Raw genomic sequence first — 16,029 nt, forward strand, 5'->3', positions numbered from 1 at the left:
GGCTCACCGCAGCACCATGCAGCCGCGCGCTTCGAAGTCCGCGAGCCACGACGGCTCCCGCAACTCCTTGTTCCAGCGCAGATCCAGTTTGTCCAATTTGGACAACCGGCTGATGGACGACGGTAGCGAGGTGAGCTTGTTCTCGCGCAGGTCCAGCTGACGCAGCTCGCTCAGGTCGCCGAGGGCGGACGGCAGGGAGGTCAGCAGGTTCTTCCGCAGATGCAGCTCACGTAGCGCGGAAAGCGTGCCGATCGACTCGGGTAGTTCGGTCAACCCGTTGCCGTACAAGCGGAATTCGCGTAACGAGATCAGCCCGGACAGGTCCGCCGGAAGGGTGGAGATGCGATTGTCCGTGCAGCCCAGGTATTTCAGCCGTCCGAGCGAACAGAGCGCGACGGGGAACGCGGTGAGCCGGTTGTCGCTCACGTAGAGGTACTCCGTCAGCCCGGAGAGTTCACCGAGTTCGTCCGGCAGCGCCGGAAGCTCGTTGTGCCCCAGATCCAGGGTGTGCAGGTTCCGCAGGGCGCCGATGGACGGCGAGACGGTGGTCAGCCGGTTGGCGGCCAGATTCAGCACGCGGAGCCCGGACAGCGACCACAGCTCGTCGGGAACGGACGTCAGCCGGTTGTCGTACAGGTCCAGGTGCTCGAGCGAGGCCGGGAGGGAGGTGCCGGACAGGGAGGTCAGCCCCTGGCCACTGAAATCGAGTCGAGTGGTCACAGGGGCCGACCGTAGCCCAGCCCAGGTCAGGTCACGGCGCGGTGTCCGCCGCCCTTGACCTTCGCGTAGATGGCGGCCGCGGCGATGACGCCGACGACGGCCGCGCCGACCTGGAAGGCGTGCCGGATCCAATCGATGCCCGGGGTGTCACGGACACCGAAGACACCGGCCAGCCAGTTGCCGATGAAAGCGGCGATGATGCCGACCAGAATCGTCAGCCACATCGGGATCTTCTGATCGCCGGACGCCAGCATCCGGCCGATGACGCCGAGGATCAGCCCGACCACGATCGTGGTGATGATGCCCCAAAGGCCACCCAACATGGTTCCTCCTTTTCTGCAGATCGATGAGCCCACGGTGACACCGATTCGGGCTCATCGCGCCTCAAGACCCCTTACCGGGTGACACCCCGACGTCCGTAGAGGTTCGCGGCCAGGGCGACACCGACGGCCGCGACCACGATCTGGGTGATGAGTTCGAGCCAGTCGAAGCCCTTGGTGTCCGCGTAGCCGAGCCCACGGGCGATCCACGTACCGATGAAGGCGGCGACGATACCGACCGCGATCGTCAGCCAGATCGGGATGGACTGTTTGCCGGGGGCGAAGAACCTGCCGAGCACCCCGAGGATCAAACCGACCACGATCGCCGTGATGATGCCGGTGACTGTCATTGACGACTCCTTTGCCGAGGTCTCCGCCGATGGGCGGACTCAGCACGGAAATTCCCCCGGGCACTCCCCTCGAAACCAGAAAGGCCCTCTCCGCCGGGGGAGAGGGCCTTTCGTCACGAAACCGTTTAGAACGCGGCCTCGGAGATCTCCATGAGGCTGTTGTCCGCGGCCTCGACGATCGCGCGGCGCGCCGTCAGCTCCGGCAGCACGCTCTTCGCGAAGAACGACGCCACGGCGATCTTGCCCTCGTAGAACGGGGTGTCCTTCGCCGAGGCGCCCGCGTCGAGCTTGCCGATGGCGACCTCGGCGTGCTTGATGAGCTGCCAGCCGATGAGCAGGTCGCCGACCGACATCAGCAGGCGGACCGTGTGCTGGCCGACCTTGTTGATGTTCTGCGGGTCTTCCTGCGACGAGGTCAGGTAGCCGATCAGCGAGCCGAGCATGCCCTGGGTGTCTTCGAGCGCCTGCTTGAGCAGCCCGCGCTCGTTCTTGAGCCGCCCGTTGCCGATCTCCGACTCGATGGTCTTCGTGATCTCCCCGGCGACGTAGGCCAGCGAAGCGCCCTTGTCGCGGACGATCTTGCGGAAGAAGAAGTCCAGCGACTGGATGGCCGTGGTGCCTTCGTACAGCGAGTCGATCTTCGCGTCGCGGATGTACTGCTCGATCGGGTAGTCCTGCAGGAAGCCCGACCCGCCGAGGGTCTGCAGCGACTGCACGAGCTGCTCGGTCGCGCGCTCGGAGCCGACGCCCTTGACGATCGGCAGCAGCAGGTCGTTGACGCCGTGCGCGACCTTCTGCGAAGCCTCGTCGCCCTCGCCGGTCCACACCTGGTCCTGGAAGGTCGCGGTGTAGAGGTACACCGCGCGCAGGCCCTCGGCGTACGCCTTCTGCAGCATCAGCGAGCGGCGGACGTCCGGGTGGTGGGTGATGGTGACGCGCGGCGCCGCCTTGTTCAGCATGTTCGGCAGGTCGGCGCCCTGGACGCGCTCCTTGGCGTACTCGAGCGCGTTGAGGTAACCGGTCGACAGCGTCGCGATGGCCTTCGTGCCGACCATCATGCGGGCGTACTCGATGACCTGGAACATCTGCGCGATGCCGTCGTGGACCTCGCCGAGCAGCCAGCCCTTGGCGGGCGTGCCGTGCTGGCCGAAGGTCAGCTCGCAGGTGGTGGAGGCCTTGATGCCCATCTTGTGCTCGACGTTCGTGACGAAGGCGCCGTTGCGCTCGCCCAGCTCACCGGTCTCGCCGTCGAAGTGGAACTTCGGCACGAGGAAGAGCGAAAGGCCCTTGGTGCCGGCCCTGGTCTCGATGCCGGGGCCCTCGGGACGGGCCAGCACCAGGTGCATGATGTTCTCGACCATGTCGTTCTCGGCCGAGGTGATGAACCGCTTCACGCCGTCGATATGCCAGGAGCCGTCCTCCTGCTTGACGGCCTTGGCGCGGCCGGCGCCGACGTCGGAACCGGCGTCGGGCTCGGTGAGCACCATGGTGGCGCCCCAGCCGCGGTCGATCATGATCTGCGCCCAGCGCTTCTGCTCGTCGGTGCCGTTCTTGTCGACGATGCCGGCGAAGCTCGGGCCCGCCATGTACATGAACAGCGGCGCGTTGGCGCCGAGGATCAGCTCGGCCGCGGCCCACTGCACGGTCGGGGGCAGGCCGAAGCCGCCCAGCTCGTTCGGCAGGCCCAGCCGCCACCATTCGCCGTCCATCAGCGCCTGGTAGCTCTTCTTGAACGACTCGGGGATCTTCACCGAGAAGGTCTTCGGGTCGTACACCGGCGGGTTGCGGTCCGCGTCGGCGTACGAGTCGGCGAGGGGACCCGAAGCGAGCTTGTTCAGCTCGGTCAGCACGCCGCGGGCGGTCTCCTCGTCGGATTCCGCGAGGACGCCCTTGCCGAGGCGGTCCTGCACGCCGAGTACCTCGAAGAGGTTGAACTCCAGGTCTCGGACGTTGCTCTTGTAGTGGCCCATTTCGTCACTCCAATGTGTTCGGCTCCCCGGCCGGGCACACGTCCCCTACTCGCCGGTAACTTCAGGATATTACCTGTGGGTAACCGGCGGCAAGTGAATGGCCACTGTTGTGATGTGTAAATCAGCAATACGGGGGTCTCGGCGTCCGTCGAGGCGGGTTCAGTGCGACGACGGCGCGACCGAAGGGGCCGCGGGCGTCTCGGCCGGGGTGTGCCCGTCGTCCGGGTTCGCGACCAGGATGCCCGAACGGAACGCGATCGTCACCGCGTGCGTCCGGTCGCGGGCGGAAAGCTTGCGCAGGATGCTCTTGACGTGGGTCCGCACGGTTTCCACGGACAGGAACAGGATCTTCGCGATCCCGGAGTTCTCCAGCCCCTCCGCCACCAGTTGCAGGACCTGGTACTCGCGGCGGGACAGCGGCATCAGGCCGCGCGCGGTCGCCGGTTTGGGGGCGTCGCCCGGCTTGGGGAGCACGGGCTGGCGTTTCGGCCGCGCGGTCAGCGCCGCCAGCGTCGGGTCGATGTAGCGGCGGTCGCTGTGCGCGCGCCGGATCGCCTCGGTCAGGTGTCGGCCGTCGGTCGCCCGCGGCACGATCGCGTGCACGCCTGCGGCGATCGCCGCGGCGAGGTACTGCTGAGTGCGGTTCGTGTCCCTGATCATCGTGACGATGACCAGAGCCGGGTCGCCGCCGCTGAGCAGGCGCGACAGATGACAGTTCGGGTCGAGCGCCGAATCCAGCACGATGACGTCCGGTTTGAGCTGTTCGCACAGCTGGAGCGCCGCATGATGGCTGGTGGCGTGCCCGAGCCACTGCAGGCCCGGCGTGCGGTGGACCAGCGAGCTCAGGCCCTCGCAGAAGATCGGGATCGGATCGACGGCGGCCACGCCGAGTCCGCGGCCGCCTGGTGACAGTCCGCCAGGCCTGCCGGCCTGCGTTCGGTTCGGTTCGATGCTTCGCATCACGGACCCCTCCGTTTTCCTGCCCCGTCATCTCCGGACGAGAGGACCCGGAAGTCCATTCGGTGACCACCGCCCCCCGGCGTGGTCGCCCTCGTCAACCGGTCCCCCCTGCGGGACCGGACAGAGATGACACCTCGTAACTATTACGAGTCAGTAGGTCGGAGCACGTGACGCGATATCCCCCTCATAGATGTATCGCTCCGTCGCGGCAAACTCTGCGTATCAGCTGGTGGTGGATCTCTTGCTCGAATGAGCACGCCGACGGGAGAACTTAACATGTTCACTACTCAGAGTGGACTTCGGCGTGGAGGCGGCCGAACTCCTCCCCGAGTGCCGCGGGCGTCCAATGCGCGTTCAGCCCGCTGGGATTGGGCAGGACCCAGACCCGTGCCCCGCCGATCTGGCCGTCCTGCGGGCCGACCTTCGCCTTCGGCAACCCGAACGCCGTCCGGAAGGCCGTGATCCCCACCACGGCGAGCCAGTGTGGCCGGTATTCGGCGACCCTCGCCGCGAGGAGGCGCCCGCCTTCGCGGTATTCGTCCGGGGTCAGCTCGTCGGCCCGCGCCGTCGTCCGCGCCACGACGTTCGTGATGCCCAGGCCGAGGTTGAGCAATTCGTGCTGCTCGCTGGGATCGAGCAGGCGCGGGGTGAAGCCGCCGCGGTGCAGCGCGGGCCAGAACCGGTTCCCCGGCCTGGCGAAGTGCAGGCCGAGCGCGCCCGAGTAGAGCCCGGGGTTGATCCCGCAGAACAGCACGTCCAGCTCGGGCGCGATGACGTCGTCGATGGTCTTGCCGTAGGCGGCGGCCAGCTCGTCCTTGGTCGGTTTGGTCCTCACCCCGCCAGTTTCCGGCACGCTGGCGGTATGGCTCAGGGGGCGTTCACGGCGGACGGCTGTCCGGTCGAGGTGTACCGGCTGCTGCCGCCCGGCGACGAACCGGGGATCGTGCACGCGGCGATCCCGGAAGGCGCCTCGATCCTGGAGCTCGGCAGCGGCGTCGGACGGATCACGCACGCCCTGCTGGACCTGGGGCATCCGGTGGTCGCGGTGGACGACTCGCCGGAGATGCTCGCCCACGTCCGCGCGGACAAGGTGTGCTCGAAGATCGAGGAACTGAGACTAGACCGGGTCTTCGACGCCGTACTGCTCGGCAGCCACCTGATCAACACCGCCGCCGCGGCCGATCGGGCGGCCTTCCTGCTCGCCGCCGGCGCGCATGTCGCGCCCGGAGGCCGGGTGCTCGTCGAATGGCATCCGCCGGAGTGGTTCGACGCCGTCCGCGACGGCCAGGGCGGCGTGCTCGGCGAGGTCGGCGTCCGGCTCGACCGAGTCGTCCGTGACGGTGACCTGCTGTCGGCCGTCGTGCGGTACTCGGCGGATGGCCGGTCGTGGAGCCAGCCCTTCACCTGCCGCCGTCTGGATTCGGAGGCGCTGAACGCCGCCCTGACCAGGGCCGGCCTGGTCTTCGAGCGCTGGTGCACCGATGACCGGACCTGGTTCTCCGCGAAGCCCGCGTGACCTGGCACACCCACTTTCGTCTCAAGGGGTGGTCAACTCACCACGACATGCGTACTGTTTGTGATCTCGCACACAAGGCCGTAATCGAGGAGGCGTTTTGCAGCTCTCGCTCATCCTCGGCGTGGTCGCGTTGATCTTCGTGGTGGCCACCGTGCTGGTGATCGCGGAAGACCGGCGGGCCTCGCGGCGCGCGGCCCAGCGGCGGCAGGCGAGGCTAGCGGACCTGGGCGAGGTCGACCCGCTCGCCACGCAGCGGCTGCATCTCGACCGTTGAGGCCACGGGCTTCCGCACGAGGCTGAGCAGCAGCGCCCCGGCGATCCAGCCGAGCATCGCGCCACCGGTGTTGTTGAGCAGGTCGTCGACGTCGAAGATCCGGTAGACGTAGGGCGCGGTGCCGAAGTTCGCGGTCAGCTGCGTGATCTCGATCAGCAGCGATGCAGCGAGCCCGATCAGCGTCGTGCCGATGAGGCCGCGCTTCCAGAGCGTCCTGGCGAAGAAACCGAGCGGGACGAACAGCAGCACGTTCATGGTGGCCTGCTGGAAGGTCTGGGTGGTGAACCAGTCGGCCACCGGCTGCCCGTGCTTGAGCAGTTCGGTGTGGATGTCGGCGATCCACTGGAACGGGTGAAGCTGCACGGTCTGGCTCAGCCGGCCGAGGCCGGGGCCGGGCAGCGGCAGGAAGGTCACCGCCAGCGTCATGCTGGAGTAGAGCAGCACGGCGGCCATGGTCACGACGGGGCGAAGCCGCACCCGGCCGTGTCGCGCGTGCAGGACGATCAGCTGCGGGATCAGCACCGTCGCCCAGAGCGCGAAGAAGCCGATCAAGCCGTACTGCAGGGCGGTGACCTGTGCGTTCGTCATGACCACGACGTTATGGATCAAGCGGGTGCGGCCACTTCGGTCGAAGGGCCGCCGCCGCCGGAGCCGGATCGGCCGAGTGGCCGACCCCGATCTTGGCCGATCGGCGATATTCGTTCCGTGCTCCGCCGCCGGACGTGGGATTCTGCCCGGATGGTGCTCGTTCGACGGCTCATCCCCGCGGACCTCGACGTCTTTCGTGAGATCCGCCTGCGTGCCCTGACGGACACGCCGGAGAACTACGGCTCGATCGCCGCGGCCGAACGCGCGCAATCCGACGAGGAGTGGCTCGCGAAGCTGGCCGGGGACGCTTGGTTCGCCGCCTTCGACGACGGGCGTCCGGTGGGGCTCGTCGCCGGACGGGCGCGGGACGACGGTTGGATCCTCTACTCGATGTGGGTCGCGCCCGAAGCCCGAGGCCGGGGGCTGGGCACCAGGCTGATGGGCGAGGTGCGGTCGGCCGCCGAGGACGACGGCGCGCGCGAGGTCTGGCTGCACGTCGCGGAGGACAACGACCGGGCGCGGCGGCTGTACCTGAAGCTCGGATTCATCGCGACGGGTGAACTGGAGTCGATGCCGAACGACATCACCCGTCGGCGTGAACGTCTTTATTTACCTGTCGCCGCCGGTAGCAGTAAATAGCCTGACCTCGCGGGATGGACGAAGTCGTCTTCGACCGCATCCTCGCCCGCCCGAACCGCGCCGGATCGCGCCGGAGGCCGAGCTGCTGGTGCTGCGCGGATGCGGCCACGTGCCAGGTGACGGTTGCCTATCGTCCTCCTTTCTCCTCTGGTGAAGGTCTGACCCGCAGGGCAGACTCCTCCGCCGTGCGAATCGGAGGAAGAATGAAGATCTCCACCCGGCTGACCGCCGTCGCCGGTGCCGCGCTGATCGCGCTGGCCGCCGTCGCCGCGCCCGCCTCCGCCACGTCGGCGACCACCGACGTCCGGCTGATCACGTTCAACGACCTGCACGGCAACCTCGAACCGCCGTCCGGTTCGGGCGGCCATGTCACGCTGCCCAACGGCAATACCGTCAACGCGGGCGGTGCGGCCTACCTCGCGACGCACCTGAAGAAGCTTCGCGGTGAAGCGCGCAACTCGGTCGTCCTGTCTGCCGGTGACAGCATCGGCGCGTCGCCGGTGATCTCGGCGCTGTTCCACGACGAGCCGACGGTCGAGCTGCTGAACCAGCTCGGCGTCGAAGCCTCCGTGGTGGGCAACCACGAATTCGACGAGGGCCTCGGGGAACTCCGCCGGATGCGGCATGGCGGCTGCCATCCGACCGACGGCTGTCAGTTCCGTGAGTCCTTCAAGGGCGCGAACTTCCCCTTCCTCGGGTCCAATGTGTACTACGAGAACGGCGTTCCGGCGTTGCTGCCGTTCAGCATCGAGGTTTCCGGCGGCGTCCCGATCGGCGTCATCGGCGCGACGCTGAAGGATCTGCCGCAGGTCGTCACCCCCGAGGCGATCAAGGGCCTCGAGTTCGGTGACGAGGTGCAGGCCATCGACCGCACGGCCAAGCTGCTCGACCTGTTCGGTGTCAAGACGCAGGTCGTGCTGCTGCACCAGGGCGACAACTCCGAGACCGCCGGCCCGGACGAATGCAAGGTCAAGCCGGGTGCCGCGACCGCCATCGCGCGGAAGGTGACGTCCAAAGTGGACGCCATCTTCACCGGGCACAGCCACCAGCAGTACAACTGCGTGATCGACGACCCCGACGGCAAGCCGCGCCCGGTGATCCAGGGCGCGTCGTTCGGCCGTCTGCTGTCGGTCGTCGACCTGAAGATCGACCGCCGCACCCTCGACGTCGTCCGTGGCGAAACCAAGGCGCACAACCAGATCGTCACCCACGACGTCAAACCGGATCGCGACGTGCAGGACCTGATCGACGAGGCCAAGGCCAAGGCCGCGCCGATCGCGAACAAGGCGGTCGGCACCATCACCGCGGATCTGGTCGCCAAGGGCGCCGCCTCCGGCGAATCGCCGCTCGGCGACGTCATCGCGGACGCCCAGCTCGAAGCCACGAAGTCGAACGGCGCGCAGATCGCCATGACGAACCCGGGCGGGATCCGCACGGACTTCACCTTCCTGTCCTCGCCCGCCGGCGAGGGCAAGGGGGTCGTGACCTACGGCGAGGCGTTCGCCGTGCAGCCGTTCGCGAACATCATGCAGACCATCACGCTCACCGGCGCGGACCTGAAGAACGTGCTCGAACAGCAGTGGCAGGCCAACGGTGTCGTGCGGATCCTGCAGATCTCGAAGTCGCTGAAGTACTCGTACTCGGCGTCGGCGGCACAGGGGGCACGCGTCTCGAACCTGACGCTCGACGGCACGCCGATCGACCCGGCGGCGTCGTACCGCGTTTCGGTGAACAACTTCCTCGCCGCCGGCGGGGACGGCTTCACCGAGTTCACGAAGGGGACCGAGCTCTCGGGTGGTCCGGTGGACCTGGACGCGCTGCTCGCGTACTTCGGGGCGCACCCGGGGATCGCGCCGCCGCCCGCGGACCGGATCACCGCCCTTCCGTAACCCCTCCGGCGCGCGCCATGAAAGGTCCTTTCCTTGCGAAATTTGCGAGGAAAGGACCTTTCCTTGCGTTCACGGGGTGGTTTTGTCAGTGACCCAGGGCACAATGGCCGCCATGACGACCTGGCAAGAAGTCGTACAACTGGCGGGCAGGCTGCCCGAGGTCGAGGAGTCCACTTCGTACCGCACGCCGTCGCTCAAGGTCGCGGGCAAGAGCTTCGCCCGGTTGCGCACCGAGGCCGAGGGCGGCCTGATGCTGCTGTGCGAGCACGCGGAGAAGGAGGCGCTGCTGGCCTCCGGCGACCCCGCGTACTTCACCACGCCGCATTACGACGGCTACGGCGCGATCCTCGTCGACCTGGAGAAGGCCGACAAGACGCAGCTGCGCGAACTCATCGAGGAGGCCTGGCGGATGAAGGCACCCGCCAGGCTCACGAAAGGACTGAACGACTAGCGGAGTTCTCCTTCGAGCAGGCTCATCAGGTACTCGTCGTGCCACTCGCCGTTCTGGCCGCGGAACGACTGCCGATGCCTGCCGTCGATCTGGAACCCGAGCTTCTTGTAGACGTGGATCGCGGCCTCGTTGTCGACCACGACCCACAGCGCGATCATGTGCAGCCGCATCATGTCGAAGCCGTAGCGGCAGAGCGTGCGCATGGCGTCGGTGCCGTAGCCGCCGCCCCAGTGGTCCTTCTCGCCGAGATAGATGTCGAGCTCCGCGCGGCCTCCCTCGGGCGTGGCGTCACGCAGGGTGCAGGTGCCGATCAACGTGCCGACGGCGAGGCTCTCGATCGCGAAGCTCGCCTGGCTGAAGCTGTTCGGCTTCCGGTGGGCGAAGCGTTCGCGGATCTGGGCGAGGGATTCCGGGTGGTCGGCGATCAGCCAGCGCGTGACCTCCGGGTCGTTGTGCCAGCGCCACAGCGTGTCCGCGTCCTCGGGTTCCAGCGGGCGCAAGCGGATCAGTTCACCGGTCAGCATCGTCCATCCCAAGATCGGTATCGGACTTTCCAGACTATTGGGCGACACCCGCGAGCAGCCACCGCTTAACGGGGACTTCCAGCAGCACCCTGGCACCGAACGGCTCGATCTCCTCGCCCGCCGCCCAGCCGTCGTACTTGGCCGCCAGCGCTTCGAGGACGTCCGCGCGCAGTGTTCCGCGATGGACGCGGACCAGGCCTTCGGCGACAACCGGCGCGTCGCCGCCTTCCAGCGCGAGACTGACGCGCGGATCGCCGCCGACGTTGCGCACCTTCACGTTCCGCTCGCCGCTGCCGATCCAGAAGACGCCGTCGAGGTACACGAACCACACCGGCGTGACATGCGGCGATCCGTCCGCTCGGAGCGTGCACAACCAGGCGTTACGCTCCCGCGTGAGCCGTTCGATAAGCGATTGATCACGTTTCACCTGGTCAGCCTGCCCGAAAGCTAGGGTGCCGGGCGTATGAAGGTCCACCAGTACTGCTACTTCGCCTTGAAGAGCGAAACCGTGTCCGCCGGGGAGATCACCGCGCGGCTCGGCATGGAGCCCGACGAGGTCCTGGTACTGGGTTCGCGGTCGGCCGAACACCGGTTGCCGCGGATGCACGCCTGGAAGGTGACGCATCGCGGTTCGGAACCGGTCGACGACCAGATCGAAAGCGTGATCGGCAGGCTCGCCCCGGTCCGCCCGGAAATCCGGAAGCTGGTGGACGAAGGCGCCAGCGCGGTGCTGCAGGTGGTGCGCTACTTCCATCACCGTGACGGCGGCGAGGAATTCGGCTGGCACCTCTCGCCCGCCGTGCTCGCGTTCCTCACCGAAGCCGCCGCCGCGCTCGACGTCGACGAGTACGACCTCAGCGAATGAGCTTCCGCCGGTCCGGTGCGCGGCGGGAACGCCGAAGATGGTGGGATGGTGCCCCACAGCCGGACAACCCCGTTGGGAGCCCAGCATGTCGAGCGAGAACTGGCCGCTGAGTCAGGATCCCGAGTCGCCGGTGATCATCTCCCGGTCGCTGGTGGACGACCCGTCGAACCTCGCGTTCGTCGTCCTCGACGACGACGGTGACTGGTTCATCAGCGACGGCAACGAGTTCTCCGAGGACATGGAGGAGAACAAGGACGCGTTCGGCGCGCTGCCGCTGCGGGAAGCGGTGGAACTCATCCCCGAACTCACCGTGCTCGCCGGCCTCCCCACCGGCATGGCCGCCGACTGGGATCCGGAGCGGCGTTCGTGGCTGCTGAGTTCGGTCGCCGACTCGGACGACGACGAGGAAGATCTCCTGGTGCGTGCCGCCCGCCTCGCCGCGTGGACGCATCCGGGTTCGCCGCTCGAAGAAGTGCAGGTGAGCACCGAACTCGCCGAGATCTCCACCGACCCCGCCGCCCCGGCCCGCGCCGTGCGCCAGGTCGTCCGCGAGGCCGATGGCAGCTGGCTGCTCGTCGGCTTCCAGGTGCCGGAGAACGAGGACTTCGAGGTCGAAGCCCTCGAAATGGAGCACGCCGTCACGCTGTACCCGGACGTCGCCCTGGTGCTGAGCGCCGCGCCCGGCCAGGTCTACGACCGGCCGAGCGCCGACGCCCCCTGGGAACTCGTCGAAGGCTGACCCTCAGCCGAAGTCGCAGTACATGACGTGCAGCCCGATGCGCCCCAGCGTCGGGTGCTCGAACGCGCCCGGCACCGTGCCGACGAGCTTGAACCCGAGCCGTTCGTAGACCCGGATCCCGGCGACGTTCGACTCGGCGACCGCGTTGAACTGCATTCCCGCGAACCCCTGCTCCCTGGCCCATCCCAGGGCGTTCGCGCACAGCTCGCCGCCGATCCCCCTGCCGCGCAAGTCTTTGGCCACCATGAAACTCGCCGTTGCCACATGCGACCCGGGCCCGCCGTGATTCGGCCCCATCTTGGCCGTACCGAGCACGCGGCCGTCCTCGACCGCGACCACGGTCCGGCCCGGCGGCGTCTGGATCCAGCTCGCGCGCGCCGCTTCTTCGGTGAGGTTCGGGTCGTAGGTGTAGGTGTCCGCGGCCCGCACGACTTCGCGCACGATCGGCCAGACCTGCGGCCAGTCCTCTTCGGTGAACTCCCGGATCTCCATACCCGGCAAGGTAATCACAAACCCGCCCGGCGGTTCTGGTGCCACCGCCAAGCGAAGCCGGACGCCAAGATCAGCCCGACGGCCGTCAAGGTCGCGCCGATCCAGATCATCGTCGAGCCCGATTCCCGCTCGACCCGCGCTCCCGGCGGCAAACCGGCCGCGATCCCGTCGATCCGGGCCTGGACCGAACGATGATCGAAGACGCTCAGACCGCCGTCCTCCGCCAACGTCGCCAGCCAGTGGCGAACGTCGTCGTTCTGCTCGCGGGAGAAACCGGGGAATTCGAGCGAGGACGTCCGGAGCACTCCAGGGCCCATGCACCTCAGCGGCTCCCCTGTGGACGCTTCGAGGTACTGCCCCTTCGCCCCGCATTCGTCACCCACCGCGGCGAAAACGATGGTGTACGGCCCCGGGGCGCTGCCCGTGTTGACGCCGACGGCGAGGAAGATCCCGCCGACCAGGAGGAGGGGAAGGATCAGCGACCCCACCAGGACGATCAGCAACGCGACCGCCGTACTGTCGCTCGATTTCCTCCGCACGGTGCGGAAGGTAGCTGTCGCGTGAGGGGACAGGTCCCTACGACGGGCGCGGGACTTCTTCTGGGTGCGGATCGCCCTCGCTCGGGGCGCTCCCGCACGCATTGTGTCGAAGGGGCTCACGCTCGATTGTGGTTAAGGTGGGGCCATGACGACTGCCGAAAGCCCTGACTCGGTCGCGCCCCGTGAGGAGGGGCTCAGGCAGCTGGCTGAAGCACCGTCCGACACAGAGCCGCCGCGCCGTCGCTTTCGCACGGTAGGTGTGTTCGACGGTGAGCGTGACCTCGGACGACGGTCCAAGGAGCTGGCGCGTCACTTCTCGGTGGTCAAGCCAAGGCATATTCCCGCGTTCACCTTGCTGCCCTGAACATCAGCCCGAAGGCGCGGCCGGCTTTCGGGGCTGAGACCGGTCAGATCAACCTTTCTCGAAAGCCTGCTGCCACCAACCGTTCATATGCTCTGGCTACCCGGGCCGGAACGTCTTGATGGATGGCGAAACCGCGCTCGGCGTAGACGGTGATTCGTTGCGTGTCACCGACGAGCATGGTGATGACGCGGTCCACATCGCCGATGCTCTCGACGTAGTCATCCAGCGGCAATGGCCGGGAAGCGCAGATGACGTCGACCTCGGGCCAGAGCTTCTTGCAGGTCGCGTATGCGCGCCGTTGCTGATAGGGCCGTGAGATGAGAACGACCGACCCGACCTCGCGAGACTCCAGCAGCCGACGCGTGAGTGCGATGTTGTCCCCGGTGTTCCGCGCCTCGGGCTCGACCAGGATCGCCTCATCCGGCACACCCGACTTCACCGCGTGTTCGCGATAGTGCACCGCCTCACCACGCGGGAAGCGTTCGATGGTCGTCGGGGCATTGGCCCCGGTGAAGACGAGGAGCGGGAACATCCCGGCGTGGAACAGCTCCGCGGCGTGGGTGGCGACGCCGAGGTCATGGCTGCCGAGTCCGATTCCGACGTCCGCGGGCCGGAGTTCGTGGCGCATGTCGTGGTAGTCCCAGAGCGTCTGGACGTCGGCGCGAAGATCGTCCGGCAGGGTCTCGGTCATCGGGGACTCCGAAGCAAAGCGAAAGCCCCAGGTCTAAAGTGGACATCCACTGACCTGGGGCTTTCGTGTGAGAGCGGATGACGGGAATCGAACCCGCGTATTCAGCTTGGGAAGCTGATGTTCTACCATTGAACTACATCCGCAGTGCGTGGCCAGCATACATGGTCCGGATCTCCCCTCGCCAAGCCCTACCCCATCCTTGACGTCGCCCGCGAAAGTGACAACACTTGTTGTCGACCTCGGAGGTGAACCGGATGGGCGAGCGGCTGCCTGACCCCGAACTGTTCCGTCAAGGCGGGTTCCGGGTCGCGTCGAGATTGTTCATCGAGGGCGACATCAGGGGCGACGAGCGGCAGGTGGCCCGGTTGCGCCGGTTCGCGCAGCGGGAGGATCCGGCGGCCGACGTGCTGGTGCCGCTGTTGCGCGAAGGTGCCCAAGGTCAGTTCGAACAGGCGCTGCGGCAAGGCATCGACAGCGTCGAGGGCCCGCCGGAGGCGCTCGAAGCCTTCTTCCGCGATGTCGAGGCGACGCCGTACTGGGTCGATCCGGACCGGTTGGATCGCGGAGCGCGGGCGATCACGCGTGCCGGGCTGCTCGGGCTCTTCCCGCTCGGCGACGTTTCGCTGATGGGCGGCTATCTCGCGTCGCGTGCCACGAAGGCGCTTGTCGGCACCGGCGAGATCGAGTACAAGGCGGCGCGGCGTCTCGTCGAGACGGCGACGTGGTGGATCCACGTCACGACGCCGGGCGCGCTGGTGCCCGGCGGCCGCGGCTACGAGTCCGCGTTGCGGGTGCGGATCGTGCACGCGCACGTCCGCGCGGCCATGAACCGCCGCAAGGACTGGGATTACGCCGCTTGGGACAAGCCGGTCAACCAGGTCCAGACCGCGGGCACGCTCCTGCTGTTCTCGCTCGTCTACGTCTTCGGCACGCAGCTGCTCGGCCTCCGCTACAGCGCCCGCGAGCGCGCCGACATCCTGCACCTTTGGCGTTACGTCGGCTGGCTGATGGGCGTCGACGAGGAACTCCTGCCCGCCGGCGAGGACGACGCCTGGCGTCTGCTGTGGCTGCTCGCCACCACCGAGTTCATCCCCGACGACGATTCCAAGCGGCTCGCCGCGGCGCTGATGAAATCCCACGCCGGGATCGGCGAGGGCCGGGGCGCGCTCGGCAAGGTCCTCGCGCACGTGTCGGTCGCGGGGCACGGGGCGATCAGCAGGCTCCTGCTGGGCAAGACCAACGCCGACTTCCTGGAGCTGCCCGACGATCCGGTCGCGCAGGCGGCCGTGGTCGCGGTGGCGGGCGTCAACTTCGCCGCCGAGACGGTCCGGCGGGTGGTGCCCGGCGCGACGGCGCTCCAGGAGCTGATCGGGGCGGCCGGCCGTCGCCATTATCTCCGGCAGGTCACCAAGGTGTTCGGGCTCGACCCGACCTACGGCAGGCACATGAAGGCCGCTTGACTACGCTGATCGCGTGCTCCTCAGCGACCGTGACCTCCGTAAAGAGCTCGACGCCGGCCGTCTCGGCGTCGACCCGTTCGACCCGACGATGGTCCAGCCGTCGAGCATCGACGTGCGACTCGACCGCTACTTCCGCGTGTTCGACAACAGCAAGTACACGCATATCGACCCGCAGCTCCAGCAGGACGAGCTGACCTCGCTGGTCGAGAAGGAGGGCGAGGACCCCTTCGTCCTTCACCCCGGCGAGTTCGTCCTCGGCTCCACCTACGAGACCGTCACGCTCGCCGACGACCTCGCCGGCCGCCTGGAGGGCAAGTCCTCCCTCGGCCGCCTCGGTCTTCTCACGCACTCCACCGCGGGCTTCATCGACCCCGGCTTCTCCGGGCACATCACGCTGGAGCTGTCGAACGTCGCGAACCTGCCGATCACGCTCTGGCCGGGGATGAAGATCGGCCAGCTCTGCATCTTCCGCCTGTCCAGCGCGGCGGAGTTCCCGTACGGCTCGAACGAGGCCGGTTCGCGCTACCAGGGGCAGCGGGGACCGACCCCGAGCCGCGCGTACAAGAACTTCCACCGCGTCGACACCTGGCGGTGACGTTGGTCGAGCGCTGACGGAAACCCGCCGAAGGGGCGACTCCACATACTTGGCTCAGTCGGGTGCGAAGCGCCCCCTTCATC

The 16,029-nt window shown here is 67.7% G+C and carries 22 protein-coding genes and 1 tRNA gene; 10 read left to right on the plus strand and 13 right to left on the minus strand.

Going from position 1 to position 16,029, the window contains the following annotated elements; genetic code table 11:
- Window positions 1-3 precede the first annotated feature (3 nt).
- The 6 genes from ACLJQ7_RS07875 to mug form a co-directional block, all read right to left on the minus strand.
- Complete coding sequence (locus tag ACLJQ7_RS07875; protein WP_410647455.1) at window positions 4-720, minus strand: leucine-rich repeat domain-containing protein; 717 nt, start codon at window positions 718-720, stop codon at window positions 4-6.
- Between the two features lie 26 nt (window positions 721-746).
- Complete coding sequence (locus ACLJQ7_RS07880) at window positions 747-1,043, minus strand: GlsB/YeaQ/YmgE family stress response membrane protein (protein WP_410647456.1); 297 nt, start codon at window positions 1,041-1,043, stop codon at window positions 747-749.
- Window positions 1,044-1,114: 71 nt separating this feature from the next.
- Window positions 1,115-1,390, minus strand: coding sequence for a GlsB/YeaQ/YmgE family stress response membrane protein (locus ACLJQ7_RS07885; protein ID WP_410647457.1), 276 nt, complete (start codon window positions 1,388-1,390; stop codon window positions 1,115-1,117).
- Window positions 1,391-1,515: 125 nt separating this feature from the next.
- Window positions 1,516-3,360, minus strand: coding sequence for an acyl-CoA dehydrogenase (locus tag ACLJQ7_RS07890; protein ID WP_410647458.1), 1,845 nt, complete (start codon window positions 3,358-3,360; stop codon window positions 1,516-1,518).
- Window positions 3,361-3,519: 159 nt separating this feature from the next.
- Window positions 3,520-4,320 (minus strand): response regulator transcription factor, encoded by an 801-nt coding sequence (locus ACLJQ7_RS07895; RefSeq protein WP_410647459.1) that lies wholly within the window; start codon window positions 4,318-4,320, stop codon window positions 3,520-3,522.
- A gap of 283 nt (window positions 4,321-4,603) precedes the next feature.
- Window positions 4,604-5,155, minus strand: coding sequence for a G/U mismatch-specific DNA glycosylase (gene mug, locus ACLJQ7_RS07900; RefSeq protein WP_410647460.1), 552 nt, complete (start codon window positions 5,153-5,155; stop codon window positions 4,604-4,606).
- A gap of 27 nt (window positions 5,156-5,182) precedes the next feature.
- Here mug and ACLJQ7_RS07905 point away from each other — a divergent pair, with 27 nt between their 5' ends.
- Both ACLJQ7_RS07905 and ACLJQ7_RS07910 read left to right on the plus strand, forming a co-directional pair.
- Complete coding sequence (locus ACLJQ7_RS07905; protein WP_410647461.1) at window positions 5,183-5,836, plus strand: class I SAM-dependent methyltransferase; 654 nt, start codon at window positions 5,183-5,185, stop codon at window positions 5,834-5,836.
- A 97-nt stretch (window positions 5,837-5,933) separates the two neighbouring features.
- Window positions 5,934-6,110: a hypothetical protein gene (locus ACLJQ7_RS07910; protein WP_410647462.1), complete on the plus strand. Its 177-nt coding sequence runs from the start codon at window positions 5,934-5,936 to the stop codon at window positions 6,108-6,110.
- Here the strand turns inward: ACLJQ7_RS07910 and ACLJQ7_RS07915 are convergent.
- Window positions 6,051-6,698 carry a VanZ family protein gene (locus ACLJQ7_RS07915; protein ID WP_410647463.1) on the minus strand — a complete coding sequence of 216 codons (648 nt, stop codon included), beginning with the start codon at window positions 6,696-6,698 and terminating at the stop codon, window positions 6,051-6,053. The two genes, ACLJQ7_RS07910 and ACLJQ7_RS07915, sit on opposite strands and share 60 nt — an antisense overlap.
- 150 nt (window positions 6,699-6,848) lie before the next feature.
- Here ACLJQ7_RS07915 and ACLJQ7_RS07920 point away from each other — a divergent pair, with 150 nt between their 5' ends.
- From ACLJQ7_RS07920 to ACLJQ7_RS07930, 3 genes are all read left to right on the plus strand, one after another.
- Window positions 6,849-7,337, plus strand: coding sequence for a GNAT family N-acetyltransferase (locus ACLJQ7_RS07920; RefSeq protein WP_410647464.1), 489 nt, complete (start codon window positions 6,849-6,851; stop codon window positions 7,335-7,337).
- Window positions 7,338-7,540: 203 nt separating this feature from the next.
- Window positions 7,541-9,226, plus strand: a complete 1,686-nt coding sequence (locus tag ACLJQ7_RS07925; protein ID WP_410647465.1) for a bifunctional metallophosphatase/5'-nucleotidase — start codon at window positions 7,541-7,543, stop codon at window positions 9,224-9,226.
- A gap of 112 nt (window positions 9,227-9,338) precedes the next feature.
- A complete protein-coding gene (locus ACLJQ7_RS07930) occupies window positions 9,339-9,677 on the plus strand; it encodes an MmcQ/YjbR family DNA-binding protein (protein WP_410647466.1) in 339 nt (112 codons plus the stop codon).
- On the opposite strand, the gene ACLJQ7_RS07935 is transcribed toward ACLJQ7_RS07930, so the two are convergent.
- Together ACLJQ7_RS07935 and ACLJQ7_RS07940 are read right to left on the minus strand one after the other, a co-directional pair.
- Window positions 9,674-10,201, minus strand: coding sequence for a GNAT family N-acetyltransferase (locus tag ACLJQ7_RS07935; RefSeq protein WP_410647467.1), 528 nt, complete (start codon window positions 10,199-10,201; stop codon window positions 9,674-9,676). The two genes, ACLJQ7_RS07930 and ACLJQ7_RS07935, sit on opposite strands and share 4 nt — an antisense overlap.
- Before the next feature lie 34 nt (window positions 10,202-10,235).
- Window positions 10,236-10,628, minus strand: coding sequence for a pyridoxamine 5'-phosphate oxidase family protein (locus ACLJQ7_RS07940; protein WP_410647468.1), 393 nt, complete (start codon window positions 10,626-10,628; stop codon window positions 10,236-10,238).
- Between the two features lie 36 nt (window positions 10,629-10,664).
- On the opposite strand from ACLJQ7_RS07940, the gene ACLJQ7_RS07945 reads away from it, so the two are divergent.
- Together ACLJQ7_RS07945 and ACLJQ7_RS07950 are read left to right on the plus strand one after the other, a co-directional pair.
- Window positions 10,665-11,066, plus strand: a complete 402-nt coding sequence (locus ACLJQ7_RS07945; protein WP_192747167.1) for a DUF4279 domain-containing protein — start codon at window positions 10,665-10,667, stop codon at window positions 11,064-11,066.
- A gap of 85 nt (window positions 11,067-11,151) precedes the next feature.
- A complete protein-coding gene (locus tag ACLJQ7_RS07950; protein WP_410647469.1) occupies window positions 11,152-11,805 on the plus strand; it encodes a hypothetical protein in 654 nt (217 codons plus the stop codon).
- 3 nt (window positions 11,806-11,808) lie between these two features.
- Here ACLJQ7_RS07950 and ACLJQ7_RS07955 read toward each other — a convergent pair whose 3' ends face one another.
- Together ACLJQ7_RS07955 and ACLJQ7_RS07960 are read right to left on the minus strand one after the other, a co-directional pair.
- Complete coding sequence (locus ACLJQ7_RS07955; protein ID WP_410647470.1) at window positions 11,809-12,297, minus strand: GNAT family N-acetyltransferase; 489 nt, start codon at window positions 12,295-12,297, stop codon at window positions 11,809-11,811.
- 14 nt (window positions 12,298-12,311) lie between these two features.
- Window positions 12,312-12,836: a hypothetical protein gene (locus tag ACLJQ7_RS07960; protein WP_410647471.1), complete on the minus strand. Its 525-nt coding sequence runs from the start codon at window positions 12,834-12,836 to the stop codon at window positions 12,312-12,314.
- Window positions 12,837-12,981: 145 nt separating this feature from the next.
- Here ACLJQ7_RS07960 and ACLJQ7_RS07965 point away from each other — a divergent pair, with 145 nt between their 5' ends.
- Window positions 12,982-13,200, plus strand: a complete 219-nt coding sequence (locus tag ACLJQ7_RS07965) for a hypothetical protein (protein ID WP_410647472.1) — start codon at window positions 12,982-12,984, stop codon at window positions 13,198-13,200.
- 43 nt (window positions 13,201-13,243) lie between these two features.
- Here ACLJQ7_RS07965 and ACLJQ7_RS07970 read toward each other — a convergent pair whose 3' ends face one another.
- Both ACLJQ7_RS07970 and ACLJQ7_RS07975 read right to left on the minus strand, forming a co-directional pair.
- Window positions 13,244-13,891 (minus strand): YdcF family protein, encoded by a 648-nt coding sequence (locus tag ACLJQ7_RS07970; RefSeq protein ID WP_410647473.1) that lies wholly within the window; start codon window positions 13,889-13,891, stop codon window positions 13,244-13,246.
- A gap of 72 nt (window positions 13,892-13,963) precedes the next feature.
- A tRNA-Gly gene (locus ACLJQ7_RS07975) sits at window positions 13,964-14,034 on the minus strand.
- Window positions 14,035-14,145: 111 nt separating this feature from the next.
- Between ACLJQ7_RS07975 and ACLJQ7_RS07980 the strand changes: the two genes are divergently transcribed.
- Both ACLJQ7_RS07980 and dcd read left to right on the plus strand, forming a co-directional pair.
- Window positions 14,146-15,351, plus strand: a complete 1,206-nt coding sequence (locus ACLJQ7_RS07980; protein WP_410647474.1) for an oxygenase MpaB family protein — start codon at window positions 14,146-14,148, stop codon at window positions 15,349-15,351.
- Window positions 15,352-15,364: 13 nt separating this feature from the next.
- On the plus strand, window positions 15,365-15,946 hold the full coding sequence (dcd, locus tag ACLJQ7_RS07985; protein WP_125679521.1) for a dCTP deaminase: 582 nt from the start codon (window positions 15,365-15,367) through the stop codon (window positions 15,944-15,946).
- Window positions 15,947-16,029: the final 83 nt, after the last annotated feature.

This window comes from Amycolatopsis sp. cmx-4-54 (assembly GCF_046548895.1).
Lineage (GTDB): Bacteria > Actinomycetota > Actinomycetes > Mycobacteriales > Pseudonocardiaceae > Amycolatopsis.